Here is a 21,543-nt window from a genome sequence, read left to right as displayed (position 1 = left end):
ATATAGATGATTCTTGGCAATGTTTGATCACCTACAAATGAATATATGAGCGTTCGTTCATATGTTATGGTTTTATTATAGTTCTGCCTCTTAGTAGTGTCAACCAGATTTAAGAAAATATAAACATGTCGAGTTTATCTCCATGCGTGTGCTGGCGAATGAGATTGCTTTTATGCTACCATCTGTGCAGGATCAAAGTGAGATGTACTTGTTACATAGAAGGGCGGACAACCATATGAAACATCTGTTGCTGGCAGACGATGATGCGAATATTCGAGCACTCCTGCGGCATGTCATGACCAAGGAAGGGTATCGGGTTCATGAAGCGCAGGATGGACTGGAAGCGGTCAAACTAATGCAAGAAACTCCGATCGATCTGGCGATCTTAGATGTGATGATGCCAGGCATGGACGGACTGGAGTTATGTGATTACATTCGGCAGCATTACGACATTCCAATCATGTTGCTGACGGCACGAGATCAGCTATCTGACAAGAGAGACGGTTATCTGAAAGGAACGGATGAATATGTGACCAAGCCATTTGAACCGGAAGAACTGGTCTATCGGGTAAAGGCATTGTTTCGTCGGTACCATCGCACATCCAGCGATATCATCCGTATGAACCGGGTTGTCATTGACCGTAACAATGTTGAGGTTACTGACGGGCAATCCATTCTCTTTTTGCCAATGAAAGAATTTGAATTACTCTCACAGCTTGCCCAGTTTCCGGGCCGTTTGTTCTCGCGGGATGAGCTCATTCGGCTTGTATGGGGAGCAGACTACGAAGGAGATGATCGTACCGTTGATGTGCACATCAAGCGGCTGCGTGATCGTTTTACCGATTATACGGACGATTTTGTCATTCAGACTGTGCGGGGTATTGGTTACAAGATGGAGGTGAAAGCACCTTGAGGACCTTGTACGTCCGGGTATTCCTCATTACAATTGCGGTGATTATGGTCAGCGGCATGCTCGGTTTTCTTTTGTCCAACATCTACTATCATACAAAGCTCAAGGATTTCAATGATGAGAAGCTGGTGGGCATCGCGACGCATATGAAGCAATTTGTGGAGCAGCAACCCGGCACGATGGAGCAGTATTTGAACAATGCCGCCGCACTTGGGTACGAAATCTATGTGACGGATGGAAAAGGCAACGACCAATTCTACGGCCGCGAATTTCGAGAGAAAGATTTGGACAAACAAGCTGTAGAACTGGTGTTGAATGGTGAGGTATACCATGGCGTCGCCCAGTTTCCAAGCAAACCGTTCATTACCGGCTTCTTTGATAATCAATTAAGCAATACCGTGGGTGTTCATCTACAGCTAGGCAATGCGAATTACGCCCTCTTTATGCGTCCGGATGTAATTCTGCAATTCGGTGAGCTGCGGATCTTTTTTGCGCTGATTGGAGCATTGACGATAGGTATTAGTATCCTGATCTTTCTGATCAGTACCCGCTATCTGGTCAATCCGATTGAACGTCTGTCCGAGGCAACCAAGCGCGTTGCTCAAGGAAAATATAATCTGAAATTGCCTACCACACGGCGTGACGAGATTGGGCAATTGGCCCAGCATTTCATGACCATGAGTCGTGAATTGGAGAGGGTAGATCAGGCGCGGCAGCAGTTTGTATCGAATGTATCGCATGAGATTCAATCACCGCTGACCTCGATTCAGGGTTTTGCCCAATTGGTGGCGGATCGGGATCTGCCTGAACAGGAACGGGAGCACTATGCATCAATCATTGAGGAGGAGAGCCGTCATCTCTCTTTGCTCAGCAAACAACTGCTTCTCCTGTCTTCCCTTGAACAAGGCAACGAAGATCTGTCCAAAGTAAAGTTCTCTCTGCGAGATCAATTCCGGCAAGCGGTTCAGGTGCTGCAATGGCAATTGGAAGAAAAAGAACTACTCCTTCGGATTTCGGTGCCCGATTCCATCCAGCTGGTGGGCAATGAAGTGCTGCTCATGCAGGTGTGGATGAATCTGCTGGGAAATGCAGTGAATCATCTGCCACAGGGAAGAAGCATCGAGATTCATGCCGAGCAGATGGATAACCAGTGTGTGATTCAGATTCGGGATACAGGAGACGGGATTGCTGCGGAGCATCTGCCTTTCCTGTTCGATCGATTCTATCGGGTGGACCGTGCGCGGGAACGTTCTTCCGGACGAACCGGGCTTGGACTTGCCATTGTGCAGAAAATAATTCGAATTCATGACGGTACAATCGAGGTTTCCAGTTCGCCTGAGGGTACGGTCTTTATCGTGACACTTCCGCAGATGTAATCTGTTATTCATTTGCCGTTCATTTTCGCCTCCTATACTTGGATTATCAAGAGGGAGGTCACAGAACATGTACTTGGCTATTCGGGAAATGAGGTATGCCAAAGGGCGCTATGCCTTAATTGCTACAATCATGGTACTGGTTTCATTTCTGGTACTGTTTGTTACAGGTCTTGCACAGGGGCTGGCGTATGATAACGCAGCTTCGGTCAAAAATATGGCAGCAACCCACTTTGTGCTGGAGCAGGATTCGAATCATCGGTTCACCCGGTCACAAGTGGATCAGGATCAGCTTGAGCAAGCTCGCTCCGTAGTGGGGCAAGAGAACGCTGAGCCACTCGGTGTGAAAATGACAACCGTCAGTCCAACCGGCGACACAAAAAAGATCGATGTCACGCTGTTCATGGTTAATCCGGAGGGCTGGCTTGCTCCAACCGTTACCGAAGGAACTCCGATTACAGATCAGACAAACGGGCAGGTTGTGGTAGATCATAAGTTGTCTGAATCTGGCGTCACGATTGGCACTGTTCTCGTCGATCAAGCTTCGGGAGCGGAGTGGACCGTTGGTGGATTTGTACAAAATGAGTCCTTCAGTCACTCCCCAGTGGTGTTCCTGAATGAACAGGAATGGCTTACGCTTCAAGGAGGTTCACGAACTTCGCAAGGTTCAGCAGACACCAATGCCAATGCTCCGATATACAATGCTATTGCGATTAAGGATGGGGGCGATCAGGTAGACCGCCTGAGTGCTGCAATGCCTAATATGGAAGTCATCACAAAGTCGGATGCTGTATCGGCCATTCCTGGATATAAGGAAGAGCAGGGATCGTTGCTCATGATGATCGCATTTCTATATGTCATCTCGGCGTTTGTGCTTGCGGTATTCTTCTATGTCATCACAATTCAGAAGACGAGTCAGTTCGGCATATTAAAAGCCATCGGAACGCGGAATGGTTATCTGGCGGGGAGCGTTTCGTTACAAGTTCTGGTCTTGTCAGTTGGTAGTCTGATAATTAGTGTACTGTTGGTTCGACTGTTCGAGTCCATCTTGCCAGCATCAATGCCATTTCAATTAGGCTTGTCCACTCTCGCACTGACCTGTGTATTATTCATACTCATGTCTGTGGCGGGTTCGTTATTCTCGGTGTGGAAGGTTAGCAAAATTGATGCACTTGATGCGATTGGGAGGACAGCAGCATGAGAAACCGATTGGTATTACAGGGAATTACACAGACCTTTGAAGATGGCGGCAGCAAACGCACGATTCTGGACAAACTGGACCTTGAGGTTGCTGAAGGGGAACTTGTGGCTGTGATGGGGCCTTCCGGCTCGGGTAAAAGTACATTCCTGTCCATTGCTGGCGCACTTCTCGAACCTACGGAAGGACAGGTTTTGCTGGACGGGGCTTCTATTTTGGGCAAAAGCAAACAAGATATATCCGATATGCGGCTTCAGCAGCTTGGTTTTATTTTTCAAAGTGCCAACCTCATTCCGTATCTGAAAGTAGAAGAACAACTCATGGTCGTTGCAAAGCTCGCCGGATCGGATAAAAACAAGGCGGAGAAACGAGTGGATGAGTTGTTGGATACGGTAGGGTTAACCCATCGGCGGAAGGCGTATGCGGAGAAGCTGTCTGGCGGGGAACGTCAGCGGGTCGCTATTGCACGGGCCTTGATGAACGATCCGGCTGTCCTGCTCGCGGATGAACCAACAGCCAGCCTGGATGCGGAACGTGGGCTGGATATTGTCGGCATGATTGCACGGCTCGTGAAAGAGCAGGGCAAGAGTGCAGTGATGGTTACGCATGATGAGCGAGTTCTGCCGCTCTGCAGCCGGGTTCTTTTTTTGGAAAAGGGAAAGTTGGTACAGCATTAGAAGGAGCATGGTCTGAAAGTCTGGGGACAATATTGATCCAAGGCTTAAGGGCGGAGAGTGTAAGAAGAGGGTCACATATTCCCGGTGGGGAGGTGGCCTTCTTTCTTTGTTTGCGACTATAATTGGAAGAATAGTGAATTTTACATAGAGAGGAACTGATGTGGATGAGCGGCTTAAATGCAGAACAATTCCCGGCACTGAGTACGTCGATTCATTGGGGGATTATTGAGGCAGAGTTTAGATTAAACGACATCGTGGATGAAAAGCTGGTGAGTAATATTAGCATCATTCCATTTGTTGGGGATCAATGTGTCGTCTTTCAATTGGATAATGGAGACTGGGAGCTGCCTGGGGGTACGCTTGAAGCAGGTGAGCATTACATGGATGGACTGAAGCGTGAACTGATGGAGGAACTTGGGGCAGACATGCGGTCCTATCAGATCTTTGGTCAATTCTATTGCACATCCAGTGCTTTGGAACCGTATCGGCCGCATATTCCGCATCCCCATTTCGTACGAATCATCGGTTATGGAGATGTTGAACTTGTCGGTGATCCGCTGAATCCGGAGGATGGTGAGCAGGTAGTTGCAGTGGAAGTGGTAGAGATTGATGAAGCGATCCAAAGATTCCAGAAACAGAACAGACATGACATTGCGGAGATGTACAAACTGGCTTATGTACTGCGAAATGAAGCTAAACAGTCAGGCAAGGGCCAGGTATTATAATTCCAGATAACTTACGGAGGTAATGATGATTCGAGATAAAATTAACGAGCTGCTGGATGCGTTACCCGAAATGGAACTGAACCGAGCATATTGGGGGATTGAGCGTATCCATCAGGAATATATGTTCAAGAAGAAATTGCAGGATAAAGGGGTTGTCGTATCCGAACTGTATGAGGAATCCGAAGGGATTGTACAGCAATGGGACAGCGTATTTGCCCATAATATCGATGATGTGGTCAAAGAGTCTATCCATTATAGCCAGTACAAGTGGCATATGTTCAGTTATGAACAACAGAAATGTCTGACACATGATGAAGCACGAGATGCTTTCGATGCCGAGCCGAAAGATGAAGTATATGTGATGTATGAAAGTGGTGGTTGGGTGCTTTTATACGAAAACGCGAATCGGGTCATTGCAGCTGATTTTGATTCGGAGCAGGATATCTATATCTTCGACCGAGCGTTTACATGGACGTACGTGTATACGCACGAATCCATGTGTGGCCCTTATTTTTATAAAATAGAACAAGCATAATTCTGAACAAAAAAGGGTAACAACGAATTAAATAAACTTTGCCTTGGGAGTGATATCAATGCAGGAACTTTTTAAGAAGATCATCAAAACAGACGTCAAACCCGTATTTGCCAAACACGGCTATTCGAAGAAAAATCTGAATTTCTACAAAGCGGATGGAAACCTCGCATATAAGTTCAACATTCAAAGAGCAAAGTATAACACCAGTAGACAAGTCCAGTTTTATGTTAATTGTGGTGTTCATTCCACCGAACTTGCGGAGTTGCATTCCGTTGGATTGAATGGAGACATATTGGAGTTCACATCTCATTTTACCTGCCGAATCAGAGAAATAGCCCCTTCCGCTCCGGCCCACTATACCTTAACGCCTGATATCGATCCAGACGCTTTATCGAAAGAACTGGTGTCACATTTGGAAGAGGGCATGTCATTCTTACACTCGCTGACAGGGGCCAGAGATATAGTCCATTATTATATGGATAAGACAGCGCTACATTTAAGCGAAGTAACCTTCCGCTTCCTGCTAAAAGCCGGTGATACGGAAGAAGCCAAGCATTATTTACAGCAACTGCACGCCAAATACGGAGCCGAAAAGCGCTGGACGATATTAGAAAAGAAATATGCAGCCGTTTTTGCCGAATATGGATTATAGGCTTTGCTCCAGACAAATAGCCAAAATGAGAGGGGATAACATATGAACGATACTCAATATAATTTAAATTTTGAGAAACTGTGTAATGAATTACAGCTTGGTGAATTGATCAGTTCGCCCAAACCGATTTCAGGTGGACTTCTTCATCGAATGTACGCCATTGAAACGACGCAAGCTAATTATGCAGTTAAGGCATTGAATCCCCAGATCATGATAAGACCTACTGCTGTGCAAAATTATATTGATTCAGAAAAAATCGCAAGCGTGGCAGCTGAACATATCCATGCTCAACCTGCAAAAAGGTTAAAGGGTGCTTCTATGCATAACATTGATAATCAATTCTATCTAATTTTTGATTGGATTGAGGGGCAACGCTTGGAACAAGATGAAGTTACTATCAATAACAGTTCTCTGATGGGAACGATCCTTGCAGATATCCATAAAACGGATTTTAGACAACTAGAATTGCATAGTTCACAGGTGACTAATTCTAAAAAAATAGATTGGATGTTTTATCTGAACAAAGGAAAAAATGAGAATTCGGAATGGATTGAGATTTTGAATTCCAGTATGGATAAGCTATATGAGTGGAGCATGAAGGCTAAGAAGTCATCTTCAATGTTAGCATCTGAGAATGTTATTAGTCACAGAGATCTGGAGCCTAAGAATGTGATGTGGAGACAAGACATACCTATTATTATCGATTGGGAATCGGCAGGTTATATTAATCCGATGCATGATCTGGTAGAAACAGCTGTGTATTGGTCAGTAGATAGCTCCGGAAGTATAAACAAGGAAAAGTTCTTGGCTTTTATAGCTGGATATGAGAAGCAAGTGGGGAGTCTAACCGCCAATTGGGATGTGGTTCTGGATAATGGTTTTGCTGGAAAGTTGGACTGGCTCGAATATAGTCTTAAACGGTCACTGTGGATTGAATGTACGGACATAGAGGAACAGTTAGTAGGAACATCACAAGTCATTTGGACTTTAGAGGCTCTAAAACAATACGAAAATATGATTTCAGATATTAAGAACTGGTTGAATACTTGATTCAGGAGGGGATGCCCACATGGCAAACGATAAAGGAACACTCAGAACATGCGAACAAGGACATTTGTATTTTAAAAAAAGTGATTGCCCAACCTGTCCGACGTGCGAAGCTGAACGTAAACCGACAGAGGGATTTCTAGCCTTATTGTCAGCTCCCGCCAGACGGGCCTTGGAGAATGAAGGCATCACAACACTACTGCAACTTGCGGAGTACACTGAGAAAGAGATCCTGAAACTTCACGGAATCGGGCCATCTGCCATGCCCAAACTGCGAAGCGCTTTGGAAGAAGAGGGATTGTCTTTTAAGAAATAACCCTCTTCACGCTGTTCCACTAATCCAAACCAGAAGCGGAAGTAATCTCCTCCATCGTTACCCGATACAAGAAGTTACCTTCACTGAGTAGCAGACGATGTTGGCGAAAATCCTGCCGTGCCTGCTTGAAGGGCTGACCATCTTCATTTAGCAAATCAATCTTCTGCCCCTTGCTCAATCTACCGGGTTTCTCCATTTTTTTAAGCACAAACGTACCATGTTTACCGTACCCGGCATCGAACAAGAAATGATAACCATCCGTACTGAAGCCAGAGGAACCGGAGATGTTTGGATTCATCAATGTAACGTTGGGTTCACTGGTGCCACCTGAGATACAACCGAGTTCAAAATCGGTATAGAAGTAGAACCAGACCTGCTTCTCATTCACCACATTGAGTGCGTAACAATCCGCAATGTCAGCTGCGCGGTTTTCGTACACTTTATTACCGTGCTCATCCCAGGCCAGCAGACCGCTTGATCCAATTGGATCGGCCCATCCGTAGTTACCAAATACCCCTTCATCGAAGTAACTGGTCCAGATTGTTCCCTTCTCTGTAACCTGCACATTTTGGATCCCATCTCCCAGCAAAAACTCGCGGATCGTATTTCCTTCCAGATCACACACTTTGGCGTTCAGATCAAACTGTTCATTTCCGTAATTCGCACACCGTGCTCCGACGAGCAGTAGATGATCATGCAATGGTTGTACGTAATGATAATTGAACGTCTGTCCCCAAATGACAACTTCCTCGATATTTTGATCTGTCACAATGAGAACTTTGTACGTATAGCTTTGCTTCAATTTACTTTGGACGAACATACCTCGTTTTCTTTCGGGAATCTGATTCATCAGCAGCACATAGACAAGGCCATCCCCGCCCCACTGGGTGGAAACGATATCGAAGCCCTCGACATAGTTTGAAATGTTGGCAAAAGGCAAAAGTTTTACTTTGGGATTGGGCATATCCATATCCTCCTTCGTAGTCGAATGCAGTGTCACCACCCGCATCTGTATAAGAGGATTATGACGTACGTGTACTTTACTGAACATGGCGGAAGTATAGCGAAGGCCATCTTTGCTTTCACAGTGTATGAGTATGATGTTTTGAAATGGATGCTTTGTCCTTGACACTCGTAGTACAATAAGGAAGTTGTGTAAAATTCTATATGAGAGGAGGACGGAGAGATAGCTATAAGGAGAGTGTGAAAATACATACAACGGACGTGAGTAAAGGGATAGAATCACCCGTAGATTCAATTTGCAATATTAAGATGAAGACTCATCTCAGAAAAAACAAAACTGGCTAAGGAAGTGTTACGAGGTGGAACCACATATTCAAGAGCAAAAGACAGACTACCGTCCCCTAGGCGTATCGGGATTGGGTGGATGGCTGATTCTCGTCCAGATTGGATTATTTCTTACATTGATTTTCCTGGCGCTCCAATTGGTCCTGTATTGTTTGCCCATGCTTACCACAGAGACTTGGGAGTTGCTAACTTCGGAGCAATCTGCATATTATCACCCGCTATGGGGACCGGTCGTTATTTTTGAAACGGTATATAACGCAATGTTTTTAGTGTTTAGCATATATACTATCATTGCTTTGTATAGTAGAAAATCGATCTTTCCTCGTCTTATGATCATATTTTATAGTGTCAGTCTAGCCGTTAGTATCATTGATTATCTATTGTTGCTTCAGATTCCCATGGCGAGAGAACTTGAGGATGGAAACTCGTTAAGAGATATTGGCAAGTCGGTACTTACTTGTGCCATTTGGATTCCTTATTTTATCAAATCCGAGCGAGTTCATAACACATTTGTAAGATAAATGGTAAGCAGGAAATGCCCGATCTTGGATAGAAGCTATCTGAGGTCGGGTTTATTGTATATATGCCGGGCTAGTCATACAGTGTAAAGGTATCTTGTTCATTATGTGAAAAGGAGGAGAGATCTTGAAAATTTATCTGGTAAGGCATGGGATGGACGAGGAAGGGTATCGAGGCGGATGGAGCGATCGTGGACTTACGGAACAGGGGATCAATCAATCCAGGAGACTGGGAGAGCATTTGCATCATCATGCTGAGGAGTACAACATACATACGATTATTAGCAGTGATCTTCCTCGTGCAGTGCAGACTACACGGGAAATTGAGAAACAATTAAACATGCAGGCTAGCTTAATGAAAGATTGGCGGGAGATGAATAACGGAGATTTGGCAGGCATGCTCCATAAGGATGCTGAAGAACATTACCCAGGGGTTTATTTCAACACTCTTGAGATGGACTCCCCGTTTCCGGGAGGAGAAAGCCCGAGTGATTTTTATAACAGGATAAGCATATCTTTCGAGAATCTTCTTAGAGATATAGAGGAACAAACAGTCAAGTCCAATGTTCTGTTAATTACTCACGGCGGAGTGATTAATATTCTGTATTATCTGCTTGAAAATAGGGAGTGGAGCAATAAGTCCAACTTTTACCCCATGGACAACACCAGTATACATATCGTTGAAAAGGGAAGGCATGGTTGGAAATTTAGCAGCGCAAATGTGTTAAGTCATCTAGATTAGTTGTTTTCATGATAGATTAAATAGAAGACGGAGGCGATGACATGAGCGATCAACCAATTGAACTACTGCAACGTTTAAAATCTTTATCCGGCCCATTTCCAACGTGGGATATGGGGCAGTTACCGGATCGGCCGGGGAAGCTGTTTTTGGATTGGTTGAGATTGGCGGTTGAGAACGAAGTGAAGGAACCTCATGCTATGACAATCTCCACCGTGGATCAAGATGGTTATCCTGATGCGCGGGTGTTGATTTTGAAAAACGTAATTGATGAAACGTTCTATTTTGCCTCCAGTTCGGAGAGTCGAAAAGGGCAGCAGTTGAAGGAGAATCCTCATGTCGCTCTGACATTCTACTGGCCTTCCCTTGGAAGACAGATTCGGATAAGGGGAATTGCCGAGGATCGGGGAGATGAAGCGGGCGCTGATGATTTCCGCAAACGTTCAGCTGGAGCAAGAGCAGTTGCCATGACAGGACATCAGAGTGAGGTTTTGGATAGCGAGGAAGTGCTGGATAGTTCCATTGAAGCTCAGAAGGAAAAGATAAGACTTGACCCCAGTGTTGTTACACCTCATTGGCGTCTATATGCCGTGAATGCACAAGAGGTGGAGTTTTGGCAGGGAGATTCGGAGCGCAAGCATGTACGAGTCCAATATGTAAAGCAAGATGGGCAGTGGAAGACACTCAGATTGTGGCCTTGATTTTACAATAGATGAGTTAGGTAACACGGACCGAGCTGCCTGTGAGTTTCTTTTTCATAACAATCTGAGGGAGGATAAATCTATGAAAACGATTGAAAGTTTCTTCGAACCATTTCCCGTGTTGGAAACCGAACGGACGTTACTTCGACCTCTTACTTATGATGATCTGGAGGATATGTACAGTTACTGCGTTGTACCTGCTGTATCGGAGTTCACGACCTGGGACGCGCATCAGAGCAAAGAAGACACCAAAGTTTTTTTAGATTTTGTCATGAGTCGCTATGAGACGGATCTAATTGGCCCATGGGGGATTGAAGATAAACACACCAAGAGGCTGATTGGTAGTTGTAACTATCTAGGGTGTGACAGCGATAACAGGAGAGTTGAACTGGGATATGTGTTATCTGATCAATTTTGGAATCAGGGCTACATGACCGAGGTAGTGAAACGAATCATCCAATTTGGATTTGATGAAGTGGGGCTCGAGCGAATCCAGGCCAGATGTTTAGTGGAAAACACAGGTTCTGCCAAGGTCATGGAGAAGACAGGCATGCAATTCGAAGGTGTGCTGAGGAAATACATGAAGGTAAAAAATGAGCTTCAAGATCTGAAGATGTATGCTATCGTAAAAGAAGACTTCTACTCGTGTTAAATAAAGAACGTGTTATTGAAAAGTTGTGTGTCATTTATCATGCTGGCGAGCCATGGATTTTCCTATAATCCTGAATTTATCAGTGATACACAATAAAAGCAGAAGTAAGAAATAGCTTGAAGTTGCTGCATCAAAAGGTCAAGGTATCGTATTTTATATTGTCTAATCCAATAAACATATGCCAAGCTCTGGCCCATTCCCGATCGTTGAGGAAATGGGTTTTATTTTTGTTTTCAGCAAGCAACGTACATAATGTCATATCGTGAACTGGATGCCTTCCGCTATAATCTTCAAGTTATCCAAATGTGGATTGAATGAAGGAACCAGGAGGTACAACGAATTGATAGGCAAAAACAAATATAAATCACTCGAACTGGAAACCCCCGGCGTATATGAGCTGGAAGGGCTTGAAGTGGGAGTGACATCGAACTGCAATTATAAATGCGACTACTGCTGCGCCTACAATCGGGATGATGGAGAGTGCATCAATAGTCAGGAAGTCATCCGTATTATTAGTGAGCTTCCTCGTCTCAAGCGAGTGCGATTGTCAGGGGGAGAAGTTACTCTGAAATACCAGGATTGCCTGGAGATTGTGACGTACTGTGCAGCACATGGCATTGATACACAATTGAACAGTAATGCCAGTCTGCTGACTGAAGAACGAATCATCGCGTTGCGAGATGCAGGCTTGTCCAACATTCATATCTCGTTTAATTATACGGATGCGGAGGCCTATGCTGCGTACTACCGTGTGCATCCTCGCATGTATGAAAGGTTGGAGCAGAATATCCGTTTGTGTACGGAAGCCGGTCTGGAGACGGTGCTGGAAACGTTACTGTTTGAAGGGAACCAAGCGAACATGCAGGCCATTAGCGATAAGGTGTATGACCTGGGGGTGCGCATCCATGAGATCCAGAACAGTATTAAGATGCCGCATACGGATTGGAGTCAGATTGTATCGAGAGAGTCCCTTGTTCGATCTGTTACGGAATTAATTAAAAATAAAAAGCCAGATACAACGCTCTATTTTACCTGTATGGATCGGTTTGCTGAACAGTTGAATTTGCACGAACAACCTGGTGTGTATTTCTCTAATTGTGTGGATGGCACGAAACAGCTACATTTGCACGGTAACGGGGATATTCTCATCTGTGAGTTATGCCATCCTGTTGTGATTGGCAACATCTACACTGGAACGTCGTTGAAGGATATTTATGCCCAACAGCCACCGGCGTTAACGGAATTTTTGGAAAAGCGGCCTTGTCCCGCGTACGATGCTCTTTTTGCAGACGCATAAGAGGAAGACCTTAATGAAGAAATGTGATATGAATGTTGAACGAATATGTACACGATATTAGTGACCTTTAGGGTTCTATAGAATGAAAATCAAGGTGATCTGGTTTCCTCAATGGGAAAACGGATCACCTTTTTTTTATTGAACTATTCAGTTACACAATAACGGAGAGGACAGAAAAAACCTGAAAAAGCGAAGCGTGCGCCTTTATCCCCGGATTTTCCCCTTTAGAAAAGGGAAGCAAAAAAATCTGGGGGTAACAGCGATTGGAAGGTTGTTCTGTCATCGTAGTGTCAGTGTAATAATCTTTAGTCCAATTCGTGTGGTTTCAGATTCATTTAAGCTACCCGGCCTAATATGGCCTTAAGAACTTAGATGAAGAGGTGAGCTTCACATGATGAAGATTGATGAGAAACCAACCCGGAAAGAACCACATAAACGACCGATCTCTCCAAGAAAGCACAGATGGCTAATCATCACACTTGTCATCGTGCTTGTGGTAGGTGGAATCCTGTACAGCCTGGCTGACCGTTACCTGATCCGGCATGTGCAGGTGGTTGTGGCGGATGAGAACACGGCAACGGCAACAACGAACAACACCAATGATTCCAGCAATACTTCGACCACCACAACTGAAGTGAATGCAACGTCAGATGATTGGAATTATTCGAGTGATCATATGAAAGTCAATATTGAAAAGGTACAGATCGGCTCTGGCTCGGATCAGATTACGTATTATGTCGCCGATGTTCAGCTAACGGATGCAAGTAGCCTGCGAACTGCGCTAGCGGACAACAGTTTTGGAACGAACATCACCGAGAATACGTCAGAGATTGCCGCAGCCAACAATGCGATCTTTGCCATTAATGGTGACTACTACGGATTCCGTGATGATGGCGTCATTATCCGAAATGGAACACTGTACCGAGACAGCCCCACGCGGGATGCACTTGCCCTGTTCAACGACGGTACGATGAAAACATATAACGAGAACGAGATTTCTTCCTCGGAACTGCTGGCCGAAGGTGCAACCGATACACTATCTTTTGGGCCCATTCTGATTCAGGATGGCGAGATTGTCAGTGATTTTAGCAGTGTGAAAATCGATAATAACTTCGGTAATCGTTCCATTCAAGACGCAAATCCAAGAACAGCGATCGGCATGATTGCTCCGAATCATTATGTCTTTGTGGTGGTGGACGGACGGCAGGACAACAGCCGTGGCATGACTCTGGCAGAACTGGCGGATGTCATGAAAGGCCTCGGAGCAACCGAGGCTTACAATCTGGACGGCGGCGGTTCATCCACGATGTATTTTATGGGCAGAGTTGTCAATAACCCGCTGGGGCGTAACCAGGAACGTGGCATAAGTGACATTTTATATCTGACGGAGGGACAAGGATCATGACGATATTAATTCCATCATATGAACCCGATGTACGTTTACTGAATCTCGTTCTGCAACTGCAAACATTTAAACTTGGTCCCATTGTGATTGTGGATGATGGCAGTGGCCCAGGGTACCATGGGATTTTTGAAACGGCAGAAGCCTACGGCTGTACAGTCCTGACACATCCCGTCAATCTGGGTAAGGGCAGGGCCTTGAAGACTGGCTTTCAGTATATTAAGGAGTATGGACCTCAGGGCGGTATAGTGTGCGCAGATAGTGACGGACAGCATCTGCCACATGATATTAAGCGTATCTTCGAAGTGCTACTCGCACAAACCACACCAGGAATTGTACTCGGCAGCCGTCGCTTCAGTGGTAAAATTCCAGCACGTAGCCGGTTTGGCAATACAGTCACAAGGGCGGTCTTTTCCCTCACAACAGGTACCAAAGTATATGACACGCAGACCGGTCTACGCGGTTTTCCCTACTCCATGCTGGACTGGCTGAACCAGATTCCCGGGGATCGGTTTGAATACGAGATGAACATGTTGTTAACGGCACACAAGGAAGGGTATGAGATTACGGAGGAGTTTATTGATACGGTGTATCTGGATCACAATGAGTCCTCCCATTTCCGCCCGCTGGTTGATTCATTCCGAATCTATATGCCAATCCTGATGTTCAGCACATCATCGGTGCTTTCCGCTCTGATTGATTTTGGATTACTATTCGTCATCCAGTATTTGACGCATAATCTGTTTCTGTCGGTTGTCGCAGCAAGACTGTGCAGCTCCATCTTCAACTATACGATTAATCGGAAGTACGTATTTTCCGCTGGACGAACCTCTAAGGTTCGGCAGTCTTTGCCCAAATATTTCTCACTTGTCCTACTGGTGCTGTTATTAAACTACGCTTTATTGTATTTTTATAATGAAAAATTAATTATCCCGCTGCTCACAGCTAAGCTGCTGACCGAGGTATCCATCTTCCTGTTCAGCTATTGGGCACAGCGCAGATTTGTCTATTAACTCTGAAGAGAGAGTAAGCCTATGGCTTGCTCTTTTTTGGTTGAAACGGTTTCATATGTACCCCGAAATAGGTTACGATGGAGTGGGAAATAAGGAGCCTTATTTTAGGTGAAATGGATGCGGGCTGATGTTGAATCGTGTGCGCAAGGACTTGCGTTATTACCTTCAGGAGCATCAGGATCGGAAAAACCGCATTTTGCATTACTTCGCGTTTTTGTCGGCGTTTGTGGCATGGATTCTTTTGTTTATTGATATCAAAGTCACGCTCCTACTCGCTGTCATCCATTACGCTTTATCCTGGACTGGGCACTTCTATTATGAAGGCAATAAACCCGCAGCTTTTCGTTACCCTCATATCGGTTTTTATGCGGGGTTTACCTGGTTTTTCATGAAAACGATGGAGATCATAACCCGCAAGGACATCATTCGTCCATGGCTGGACCAATCAGAGTAAAATTTAATGTTAATTTGAAGATAAGTGTGCGAAGTTCGAGTGTAAATGTTCTTTTGTTGAACTTATATAAAATAAATATGGGAGGATGATTATGTATCTTCGAAGTGTGGAACTCCTGTCGGCCAAGATCGAGAATCGGAACCAATATCCTTTTGACATCCCCGCGATCCGGTCCTTGGAACGATTGGAGCTCACGAATAACGTTACTTTTTTTGTAGGTGAAAATGGTTCTGGGAAATCTACGCTGCTCGAAGGCATCGCTCATCAATGTGGATTCAATACCGCAGGGGGCGGCAGGAATAATACCTATGAGACACATGCTTCGGAATCCTCGCTCGGGAATTATCTCAGGCTGGCCTGGTTACCCAAAATAACGAATGGTTTCTTCATGCGCTCTGAATCGTTCTATCAATTCGCATCACATGTCGATCAGATGCCGGCATCGCTTCAATATTATGGCGGGCGTTCATTACATGAACAATCACATGGGGAGTCTTTTCTCAGTCTGTTTGTCAATCGCTTCAGTTCCAAAGGCATCTATCTGCTTGACGAACCCGAAGCCGCTTTGTCTCCAGCTAGGCAGCTCTCCTTATTGAGTATCCTTCATGATCTGTCAGGCACTTCACAATTCATTATTGCGACGCATTCACCCATTTTGCTGGGATATCCGGGGGCAGAGATTTTAAGTTTTGACGATGGCCATATTCAAGAGATAGCCTATGAGGAGACCGATCACTATCAGATTACTCGCAGCTTTCTGGAGAATCGCGACCGGATGCTGAATGAATTATTTAAAGATTAAGTTCTCAGTTTAACAAGGGAAGTCACTCAACCATGCGACATGAAATTTATTTATGAGGAGAGATTGGATGAAAGTAGGTTTGCTGATTGTTGATATGCAGGAGAGTATTGTGCGTAAAAAGATGGACCAAACTTCGATAGACCATGCCTGTGAGTACATTAACCATGTGGCTAATGTGCTGCGCTCGAATGATCATACGGTCGTTCACGTGCAGGATGTGGAGGGCATGGAGGAGGCAGCGTCAGATGAGTATCGCATCATTCCCGAGGTGGATGTGAATGAGAAGGATCTCACCGTTACCAAGGAAGCCTCCAATGCCTTCTGGCAAACTGACTTGGAGCAGGTGTTGAAGAGTCATGGAGTTGAATTGGTGATTATCGCCGGTTTTGCCGCAGAGGAATGTGTTCTATTCACCTACAACGGAGCGATGGAGCGAGGTTTCCGGCCGGTAATGTTGCAAAATGGAATTCTTAGCACACATCCCGAAGCGGTGAATTCAACGTACAGAGATCGAAATGTAATCTCATATCCTGTGGTTGATTATCTATATAAGTTCAACTAAAGAGGTTTACACTAAGCACTCCAATGACAGAACAACCTTCCGATCGCTGTTATCCCCAGATTTTTTTGATTCCCTTTTTAAAGGGGAAATCCGGTGATAGCGTATGCTTCCGATGCAGCTTTCTTTCAGAAAGCTTTCAGGCGAACGCTCCGCTTCTTCAGGTTATTTCTGTCCTCTCCGTTTTTGTGTAAAAAGTTTAGTTGAACCTATATAATTCGATAATTATTAGCTAAGTGCTAATGGATATTTGGTGAAAAATAAAGACAAGACCAATAATCGGACTCTTTAGGGAGTCTTTTTTTGTCCAAATGTTCATGTCCACTGTGAAAGTAAGGTTACTCCATGGTTTAAACCAAACTTTGCCTATTCTGCTGTGGTTGAAAGAATATATTGAGAACAGGGCACAGCAAACTCGTTGTGGAGATCGGTAATGTCATGTATGGACCACTAGCCAACTCATTAACTAAGGGAGATGTGCAATGAAGATGGATGTACAAATTACGAGTATTTTGGCAGAACAAAAGGAATTGTTCTTCAACCTGTACAACTTGTACTTATATGATCTGTCCGAATTTTCTGGCGAGGATCTACTTGAAGAGGGGAAATATGATCCAACGAACACCTATCTATATCTGGAACGCGATGAATTACATCCGTTTTTGATTCAGTATGAAGGGAAGGTTATTGGATTCGTACTGGTGTGCTCACCTCCATATGTGCCGGAAGAAGTGGATTATACCGTGCAGGAGCTGTTCCTGGTCAAAAAATATCGCGGACAGGGGCTGGCAGCACAAGCGATTGACTTGGTTTTTGCTCAATTTGAGGGTACATTCAAAGTGGAACAGCTTGCTAATAATGCAGCAGCAGTTTCGTTCTGGAAAAAATATTATGAGCAACATCAGATTGAATACACTGAGTCTGAATATAACATTGAGATTGACAACATCGCTGGTAGCCACCGGATTTTGTCCCAGACTTTTGTACGTGGAAGAGAGAAATAATATTTAAATTAGAAGGTGATTAGTTTGATTATTATCGTAGCAACCAAAGGGAGTTCGAAGTGGGTCTCAGGTGTATTCCAGGCAGAAGAGGTAGCTAGGCAGTACATGGATCTCATACCTGATGAGCTTAAGGTGTACCATGAATTCATTCAGATAGAGAACATCACATATCCATTTTATATTATAGAGCGTCAGGATTCTCCATTTATGTTTCTTGGTAAAGATGAAGTGATTTCACTTTTTGATAAAACAGATGTTTCAGAGGATGAAGATGAGGTGCACTTCAATATCTACACGATTGATTCAGATTATAGATCGAACAAACCTGGAACAGATTATATGGGAGCACTGATGCATGATCATGTGACCAATGAATCTATAGAGATGTACCTAGAAGAAGGAACAGCGTTTCTGAGTAGACGAAGGATTTTATGAATGTAAGCATTGAGGAAACTAGCGATTCAGCACTTTAGTTTACTACCTAATTTAATAAAGGAGGATACCTATGGGATGCGACAATGAGGTGTCCTTTTTTTGTTATATTTCAGTTCTGATTGTGTTAGGGAGGAGTAGAAAAAATGTATACTGTATGCACCGAAAGTTGGGCTCTAAACTCTTTAACAGACTGGGTTTTGCAGCCATATTTCATGGTCAGTATTTTATGTATACTATTGCTGATCTTTGTGATAAGTTGAGCGAGTAAGATCCAGTAATCATACTATGAGTGAGAGGACTAATATCATGAATTGTGCTAAAAAGCTTGTGACCACTCTATTGATTACAGTTATGTTGTTTTCATCGTTTAATGTAGTATTGGGTGCCGCCGAATCTTCGGCATCAGACATCGAGGGAAACTGGGCAGAAAGCCAAATTACGAAATGGATCGACAAAGGTTTTATTCATGGTTATGAAGACGGCAGCTTTAAACCGAACAATACTATAACAAGAGCAGAATTTTTCTCATTGGTTAATCGTTCATATGGATTTACTGACACAGCATCTGTATCCTTCAAGTATGTTACTTCATCTAACTGGGCATATGCTGAGGTTTCCAAGGCTGTAAAAGCTGGATACATAAAGGGTTATAGGGACGGTACAATCGGTGCCAATAAACCCATTAGTAGACAAGAAGTTGCAGTTATTATCAATGATCTTCTGGATCTATCGAATGAAGCTAGTACTGGAAATCACTTTACGGATTCTAATACGATAGCCTTATGGGCTAAAAATTCGGTAGATGCTATAGTGGCTAAAGGGATTTTACAGGGCTACGATAATAACTTCAAACCGAATAAACCGATCACTCGTGCTGAAGCAGTCGTTGCGCTGGATCGTTCAGTGAATGCAAGAGCAACGGATTACAGCTTAGCTGGAACATATGGCCCTGAGGCGGGGACGCAGACCATTGATGGGGATGTGCTCATTAGCACGGCTGGGGTTACATTGAAGAATATGATCATCAAAGGAAACCTATTATTTAGTGAAGGTATCCAAGAAGGAGATGTACACCTTACGAATGTTACGATTAAAGGTGTGACACGGGTAGAGGGTGGGGGCGTTAGTACCATCTATTTAAAAAATACCGTAACATCTACCCTTATCGTTGATAAGAAAAAGGGACCCGTTCTCATTATTACAGAAGGTTCAACGACAGTAGGAGAAGTAACCATTCAATCCCCTGCTACGCTACAAGAATCGGATACTACGGGTAATGGTTTCGGCAAGATTACGTTATCTGAGCGATTACCTGTGGGTTCGAAAGTGGGTTTAAAAGGAACATTTGATTCCTTAACCGTTAAAGGCAGCGGGATTCAGGTGCATATTCCTGAAGGCCGTATTAAGGACGTTATCGTAGCAGTTACAGGAACGGGGACGACACTTAACTTAGGCACGGATGCAACGATTGTAAACCTTTTCTTAGATTCAGTCGCTAAGATTCTAGGCACGGGAACTATTGAAAAGGTGACGCTGAGTTCCATTGCTAAAGATGGTACGACATTTGAAACTACAATTCGACTGTTGGATAAAGTCATAACTACAATTCCTCCAACTGCTCCTACAAATGTACCTGTGACTTCACCATCCACTGGTGGAACGGATACAACCGCTCCTACACTGTCCAATGTAACGAGTGGTCATATTGCAGGTGGAGATCCTGTGGTAGGTAGAAGCAATGAAAGTGGATATGTGTATCTGGTTCCTTCCGCAACACCAAAAACAATCACGAGTCTAAACCAATCTGTTGCAGGGTTGTTTGGCAAGAAACAGTCGGTGACAGCAAACGTAGATGCCACACTTAATACAGTGGGATTAGCGTCAGGTACGTATGTCGTATATGCCGTTGATCTCGCGAACAATATATCGATGGCTTCGGCAGAGATCATTATTGGTACAAATCAGTTAATCGTTTCGACTCCAGTACTCTCAACCGAGAAAATGTATGATGGAACGTCCTCGGCTACAGTAATAGCAGATTCACTAACCGGAGTTGCTACTGGAGATCATGTAACCGTGAGTGCAGCAGCCACCTACAATGATGCAATAATAGGCACAGGTAAAACAATAACTGTAGTTTATACGTTGGGCGGAGCAGATGCGGCCAAGTATATTGCGCCTTCAAACTATACAACCCAGACAGGGGCCATTACAGCCGCACAGTTGACGATCGGCGAGCCGATGTTGACTCTTGATGAGATAAATGGAGATTCATCCTTAGCCGTATCTGCCGGTTCATTAGTTGGGGTTGTTCCAGGTGAGGATGTGACCGTGATTGCAGAGGCGGTATATGATACATTATCAACTCAGGAAGTTAGACCATTAACTGTGGTTTATACAATAGCTGGTGTTGATAGTGGCAAATATATTGCTCCAGTTAATAATACGAACTACACTGTTTATGTACAATCTAGTGCAGATACGGGGACGATCATAGACCTAATTACCACCTTCAAAGTGTATGATGGAACCTTTGCAACAACTGCAATAGCAGGTTCTAGAGTAGGATCTTGTGGAGAAAATGAACAAGGTATTTGTCCTGGGGATGACGTAACGGTTAGTGCTTCAGGAGTCTATGATAATGAAAATGTAGGAACAAATAAGAAGATAACTATATCGTATACTCTATTGGGACCACCTGTAGAAGTAAGGAATTATTCTCCACCAAAGGATATTGAAGTAGTTGGTGTGATCACTGCAAAGCAATTGATGATCACGGATCCGACATTAATACTCTCCAAAGTATATGACGGAACTCTTGCAGCAAATGTAACACCAGGAGTATTAACTAACGTGATCTATGGGGATGACGTACAAGTAAATGCTGTAGCGACATACAATAATGCAGCTGTTGGTACCAGTAAAGTAATAACAATTAAGTATACTCTTACAGGGCTTGATGCAGGAAATTATATTGCCCCAGCAACTCAGACGGTTGGTACGGGGGAGATTACTGCTACACCCTGATATTTATGTATGAAGACCATTTTCATTAGTGACTTTTCTGATGAAGGTATAGATGCTAATAGAGTCTCCACTGTCGAATAAGACTGTGGAGGCTTTTTTGATTTTCTGAAAAGAGTAGAATATAAATGGTAGAGTTCAATGCTCAAAATGATTTCGCATTTACCAATACATGGGTTATGATGAATTAAGAGGATTGAAC

General features: G+C 44.1%; 23 protein-coding genes. 22 read left to right on the top strand and 1 reads right to left on the bottom strand.

The annotated features are described in order from the left end of the window. Positions 1-235: 235 nt before the first annotated feature. The 9 genes from PAEAM_RS27775 (at position 236) to PAEAM_RS27735 (ending at position 7,433) form a co-directional block, all read left to right on the top strand. Positions 236-913: a response regulator transcription factor gene (locus PAEAM_RS27775; RefSeq protein WP_100529665.1), complete on the top strand. Its 678-nt coding sequence runs from the start codon at positions 236-238 to the stop codon at positions 911-913. Then, complete coding sequence (locus tag PAEAM_RS27770; protein WP_047842137.1) at positions 910-2,286, top strand: sensor histidine kinase; 1,377 nt, start codon at positions 910-912, stop codon at positions 2,284-2,286. The genes PAEAM_RS27775 and PAEAM_RS27770 overlap by 4 nt, the downstream gene beginning before the upstream one ends. A 67-nt stretch (positions 2,287-2,353) precedes the next feature. Next, positions 2,354-3,484, top strand: coding sequence for an ABC transporter permease (locus PAEAM_RS27765; RefSeq protein ID WP_047842138.1), 1,131 nt, complete (start codon positions 2,354-2,356; stop codon positions 3,482-3,484). Beyond that, positions 3,481-4,158, top strand: a complete 678-nt coding sequence (locus PAEAM_RS27760) for an ABC transporter ATP-binding protein (protein ID WP_047842139.1) — start codon at positions 3,481-3,483, stop codon at positions 4,156-4,158. The genes PAEAM_RS27765 and PAEAM_RS27760 overlap by 4 nt, the downstream gene beginning before the upstream one ends. 164 nt (positions 4,159-4,322) lie before the next feature. Beyond that, a complete protein-coding gene (locus PAEAM_RS27755) occupies positions 4,323-4,883 on the top strand; it encodes an NUDIX hydrolase (RefSeq protein ID WP_100529664.1) in 561 nt (186 codons plus the stop codon). A 22-nt stretch (positions 4,884-4,905) separates the two neighbouring features. After that, a complete protein-coding gene (locus tag PAEAM_RS27750) occupies positions 4,906-5,418 on the top strand; it encodes a DUF4275 family protein (RefSeq protein ID WP_243391489.1) in 513 nt (170 codons plus the stop codon). Between the two features lie 58 nt (positions 5,419-5,476). After that, complete coding sequence (locus PAEAM_RS27745; RefSeq protein WP_076327157.1) at positions 5,477-6,070, top strand: DUF4304 domain-containing protein; 594 nt, start codon at positions 5,477-5,479, stop codon at positions 6,068-6,070. 42 nt (positions 6,071-6,112) lie between these two features. Next, complete coding sequence (locus tag PAEAM_RS27740) at positions 6,113-7,120, top strand: phosphotransferase (RefSeq protein WP_100529623.1); 1,008 nt, start codon at positions 6,113-6,115, stop codon at positions 7,118-7,120. A gap of 19 nt (positions 7,121-7,139) precedes the next feature. Beyond that, positions 7,140-7,433 carry an RNA polymerase alpha subunit C-terminal domain-containing protein gene (locus PAEAM_RS27735; protein ID WP_100529622.1) on the top strand — a complete coding sequence of 98 codons (294 nt, stop codon included), beginning with the start codon at positions 7,140-7,142 and terminating at the stop codon, positions 7,431-7,433. Between the two features lie 19 nt (positions 7,434-7,452). On the opposite strand, the gene PAEAM_RS27730 is transcribed toward PAEAM_RS27735, so the two are convergent. Further along, positions 7,453-8,397 carry a hypothetical protein gene (locus PAEAM_RS27730; RefSeq protein ID WP_100529621.1) on the bottom strand — a complete coding sequence of 315 codons (945 nt, stop codon included), beginning with the start codon at positions 8,395-8,397 and terminating at the stop codon, positions 7,453-7,455. A 358-nt stretch (positions 8,398-8,755) separates the two neighbouring features. On the opposite strand from PAEAM_RS27730, the gene PAEAM_RS27725 reads away from it, so the two are divergent. From PAEAM_RS27725 to PAEAM_RS27660, 13 genes are all read left to right on the top strand, one after another. Continuing rightward, on the top strand, positions 8,756-9,262 hold the full coding sequence (locus PAEAM_RS27725; RefSeq protein ID WP_100529620.1) for a DUF2569 domain-containing protein: 507 nt from the start codon (positions 8,756-8,758) through the stop codon (positions 9,260-9,262). Between the two features lie 124 nt (positions 9,263-9,386). Beyond that, positions 9,387-10,001 (top strand): histidine phosphatase family protein, encoded by a 615-nt coding sequence (locus PAEAM_RS27720; protein WP_100529619.1) that lies wholly within the window; start codon positions 9,387-9,389, stop codon positions 9,999-10,001. A 41-nt stretch (positions 10,002-10,042) separates the two neighbouring features. After that, on the top strand, positions 10,043-10,699 hold the full coding sequence (locus tag PAEAM_RS27715; protein WP_100529618.1) for a pyridoxine/pyridoxamine 5'-phosphate oxidase: 657 nt from the start codon (positions 10,043-10,045) through the stop codon (positions 10,697-10,699). Between the two features lie 82 nt (positions 10,700-10,781). Further along, positions 10,782-11,351, top strand: coding sequence for a GNAT family N-acetyltransferase (locus tag PAEAM_RS27710; protein WP_100529617.1), 570 nt, complete (start codon positions 10,782-10,784; stop codon positions 11,349-11,351). 340 nt (positions 11,352-11,691) lie between these two features. After that, positions 11,692-12,648, top strand: a complete 957-nt coding sequence (locus PAEAM_RS27705; protein ID WP_100529616.1) for a radical SAM protein — start codon at positions 11,692-11,694, stop codon at positions 12,646-12,648. Between the two features lie 391 nt (positions 12,649-13,039). After that, on the top strand, positions 13,040-14,053 hold the full coding sequence (locus tag PAEAM_RS27700) for a phosphodiester glycosidase family protein (RefSeq protein WP_100529615.1): 1,014 nt from the start codon (positions 13,040-13,042) through the stop codon (positions 14,051-14,053). Further along, positions 14,050-15,063 carry a bifunctional glycosyltransferase family 2/GtrA family protein gene (locus PAEAM_RS27695; RefSeq protein WP_100529614.1) on the top strand — a complete coding sequence of 338 codons (1,014 nt, stop codon included), beginning with the start codon at positions 14,050-14,052 and terminating at the stop codon, positions 15,061-15,063. Before PAEAM_RS27700 ends, PAEAM_RS27695 begins: the two co-directional genes overlap by 4 nt. A gap of 127 nt (positions 15,064-15,190) precedes the next feature. After that, a complete protein-coding gene (locus PAEAM_RS27690; protein ID WP_243391488.1) occupies positions 15,191-15,517 on the top strand; it encodes a DUF962 domain-containing protein in 327 nt (108 codons plus the stop codon). 91 nt (positions 15,518-15,608) lie between these two features. Next, positions 15,609-16,319, top strand: coding sequence for an AAA family ATPase (locus PAEAM_RS27685; RefSeq protein WP_100529612.1), 711 nt, complete (start codon positions 15,609-15,611; stop codon positions 16,317-16,319). Positions 16,320-16,386: 67 nt separating this feature from the next. After that, complete coding sequence (locus PAEAM_RS27680) at positions 16,387-16,881, top strand: cysteine hydrolase family protein (RefSeq protein WP_100529611.1); 495 nt, start codon at positions 16,387-16,389, stop codon at positions 16,879-16,881. Between the two features lie 479 nt (positions 16,882-17,360). Further along, on the top strand, positions 17,361-17,882 hold the full coding sequence (locus PAEAM_RS27675) for a GNAT family N-acetyltransferase (RefSeq protein ID WP_243391487.1): 522 nt from the start codon (positions 17,361-17,363) through the stop codon (positions 17,880-17,882). Between the two features lie 24 nt (positions 17,883-17,906). Next, positions 17,907-18,317, top strand: a complete 411-nt coding sequence (locus PAEAM_RS27670; protein WP_100529610.1) for a hypothetical protein — start codon at positions 17,907-17,909, stop codon at positions 18,315-18,317. Positions 18,318-18,623: 306 nt separating this feature from the next. Beyond that, complete coding sequence (locus PAEAM_RS27660; protein WP_165790069.1) at positions 18,624-21,344, top strand: YDG domain-containing protein; 2,721 nt, start codon at positions 18,624-18,626, stop codon at positions 21,342-21,344. Positions 21,345-21,543: the final 199 nt, after the last annotated feature.

The organism is Paenibacillus sp. GM1FR (genome assembly GCF_002803315.1).
Lineage (GTDB): Bacteria > Bacillota > Bacilli > Paenibacillales > Paenibacillaceae > Paenibacillus > Paenibacillus amylolyticus.
Note: the sequence above shows the minus strand (reverse complement) of the source record. Positions and strands in the feature narration are given on the sequence as shown.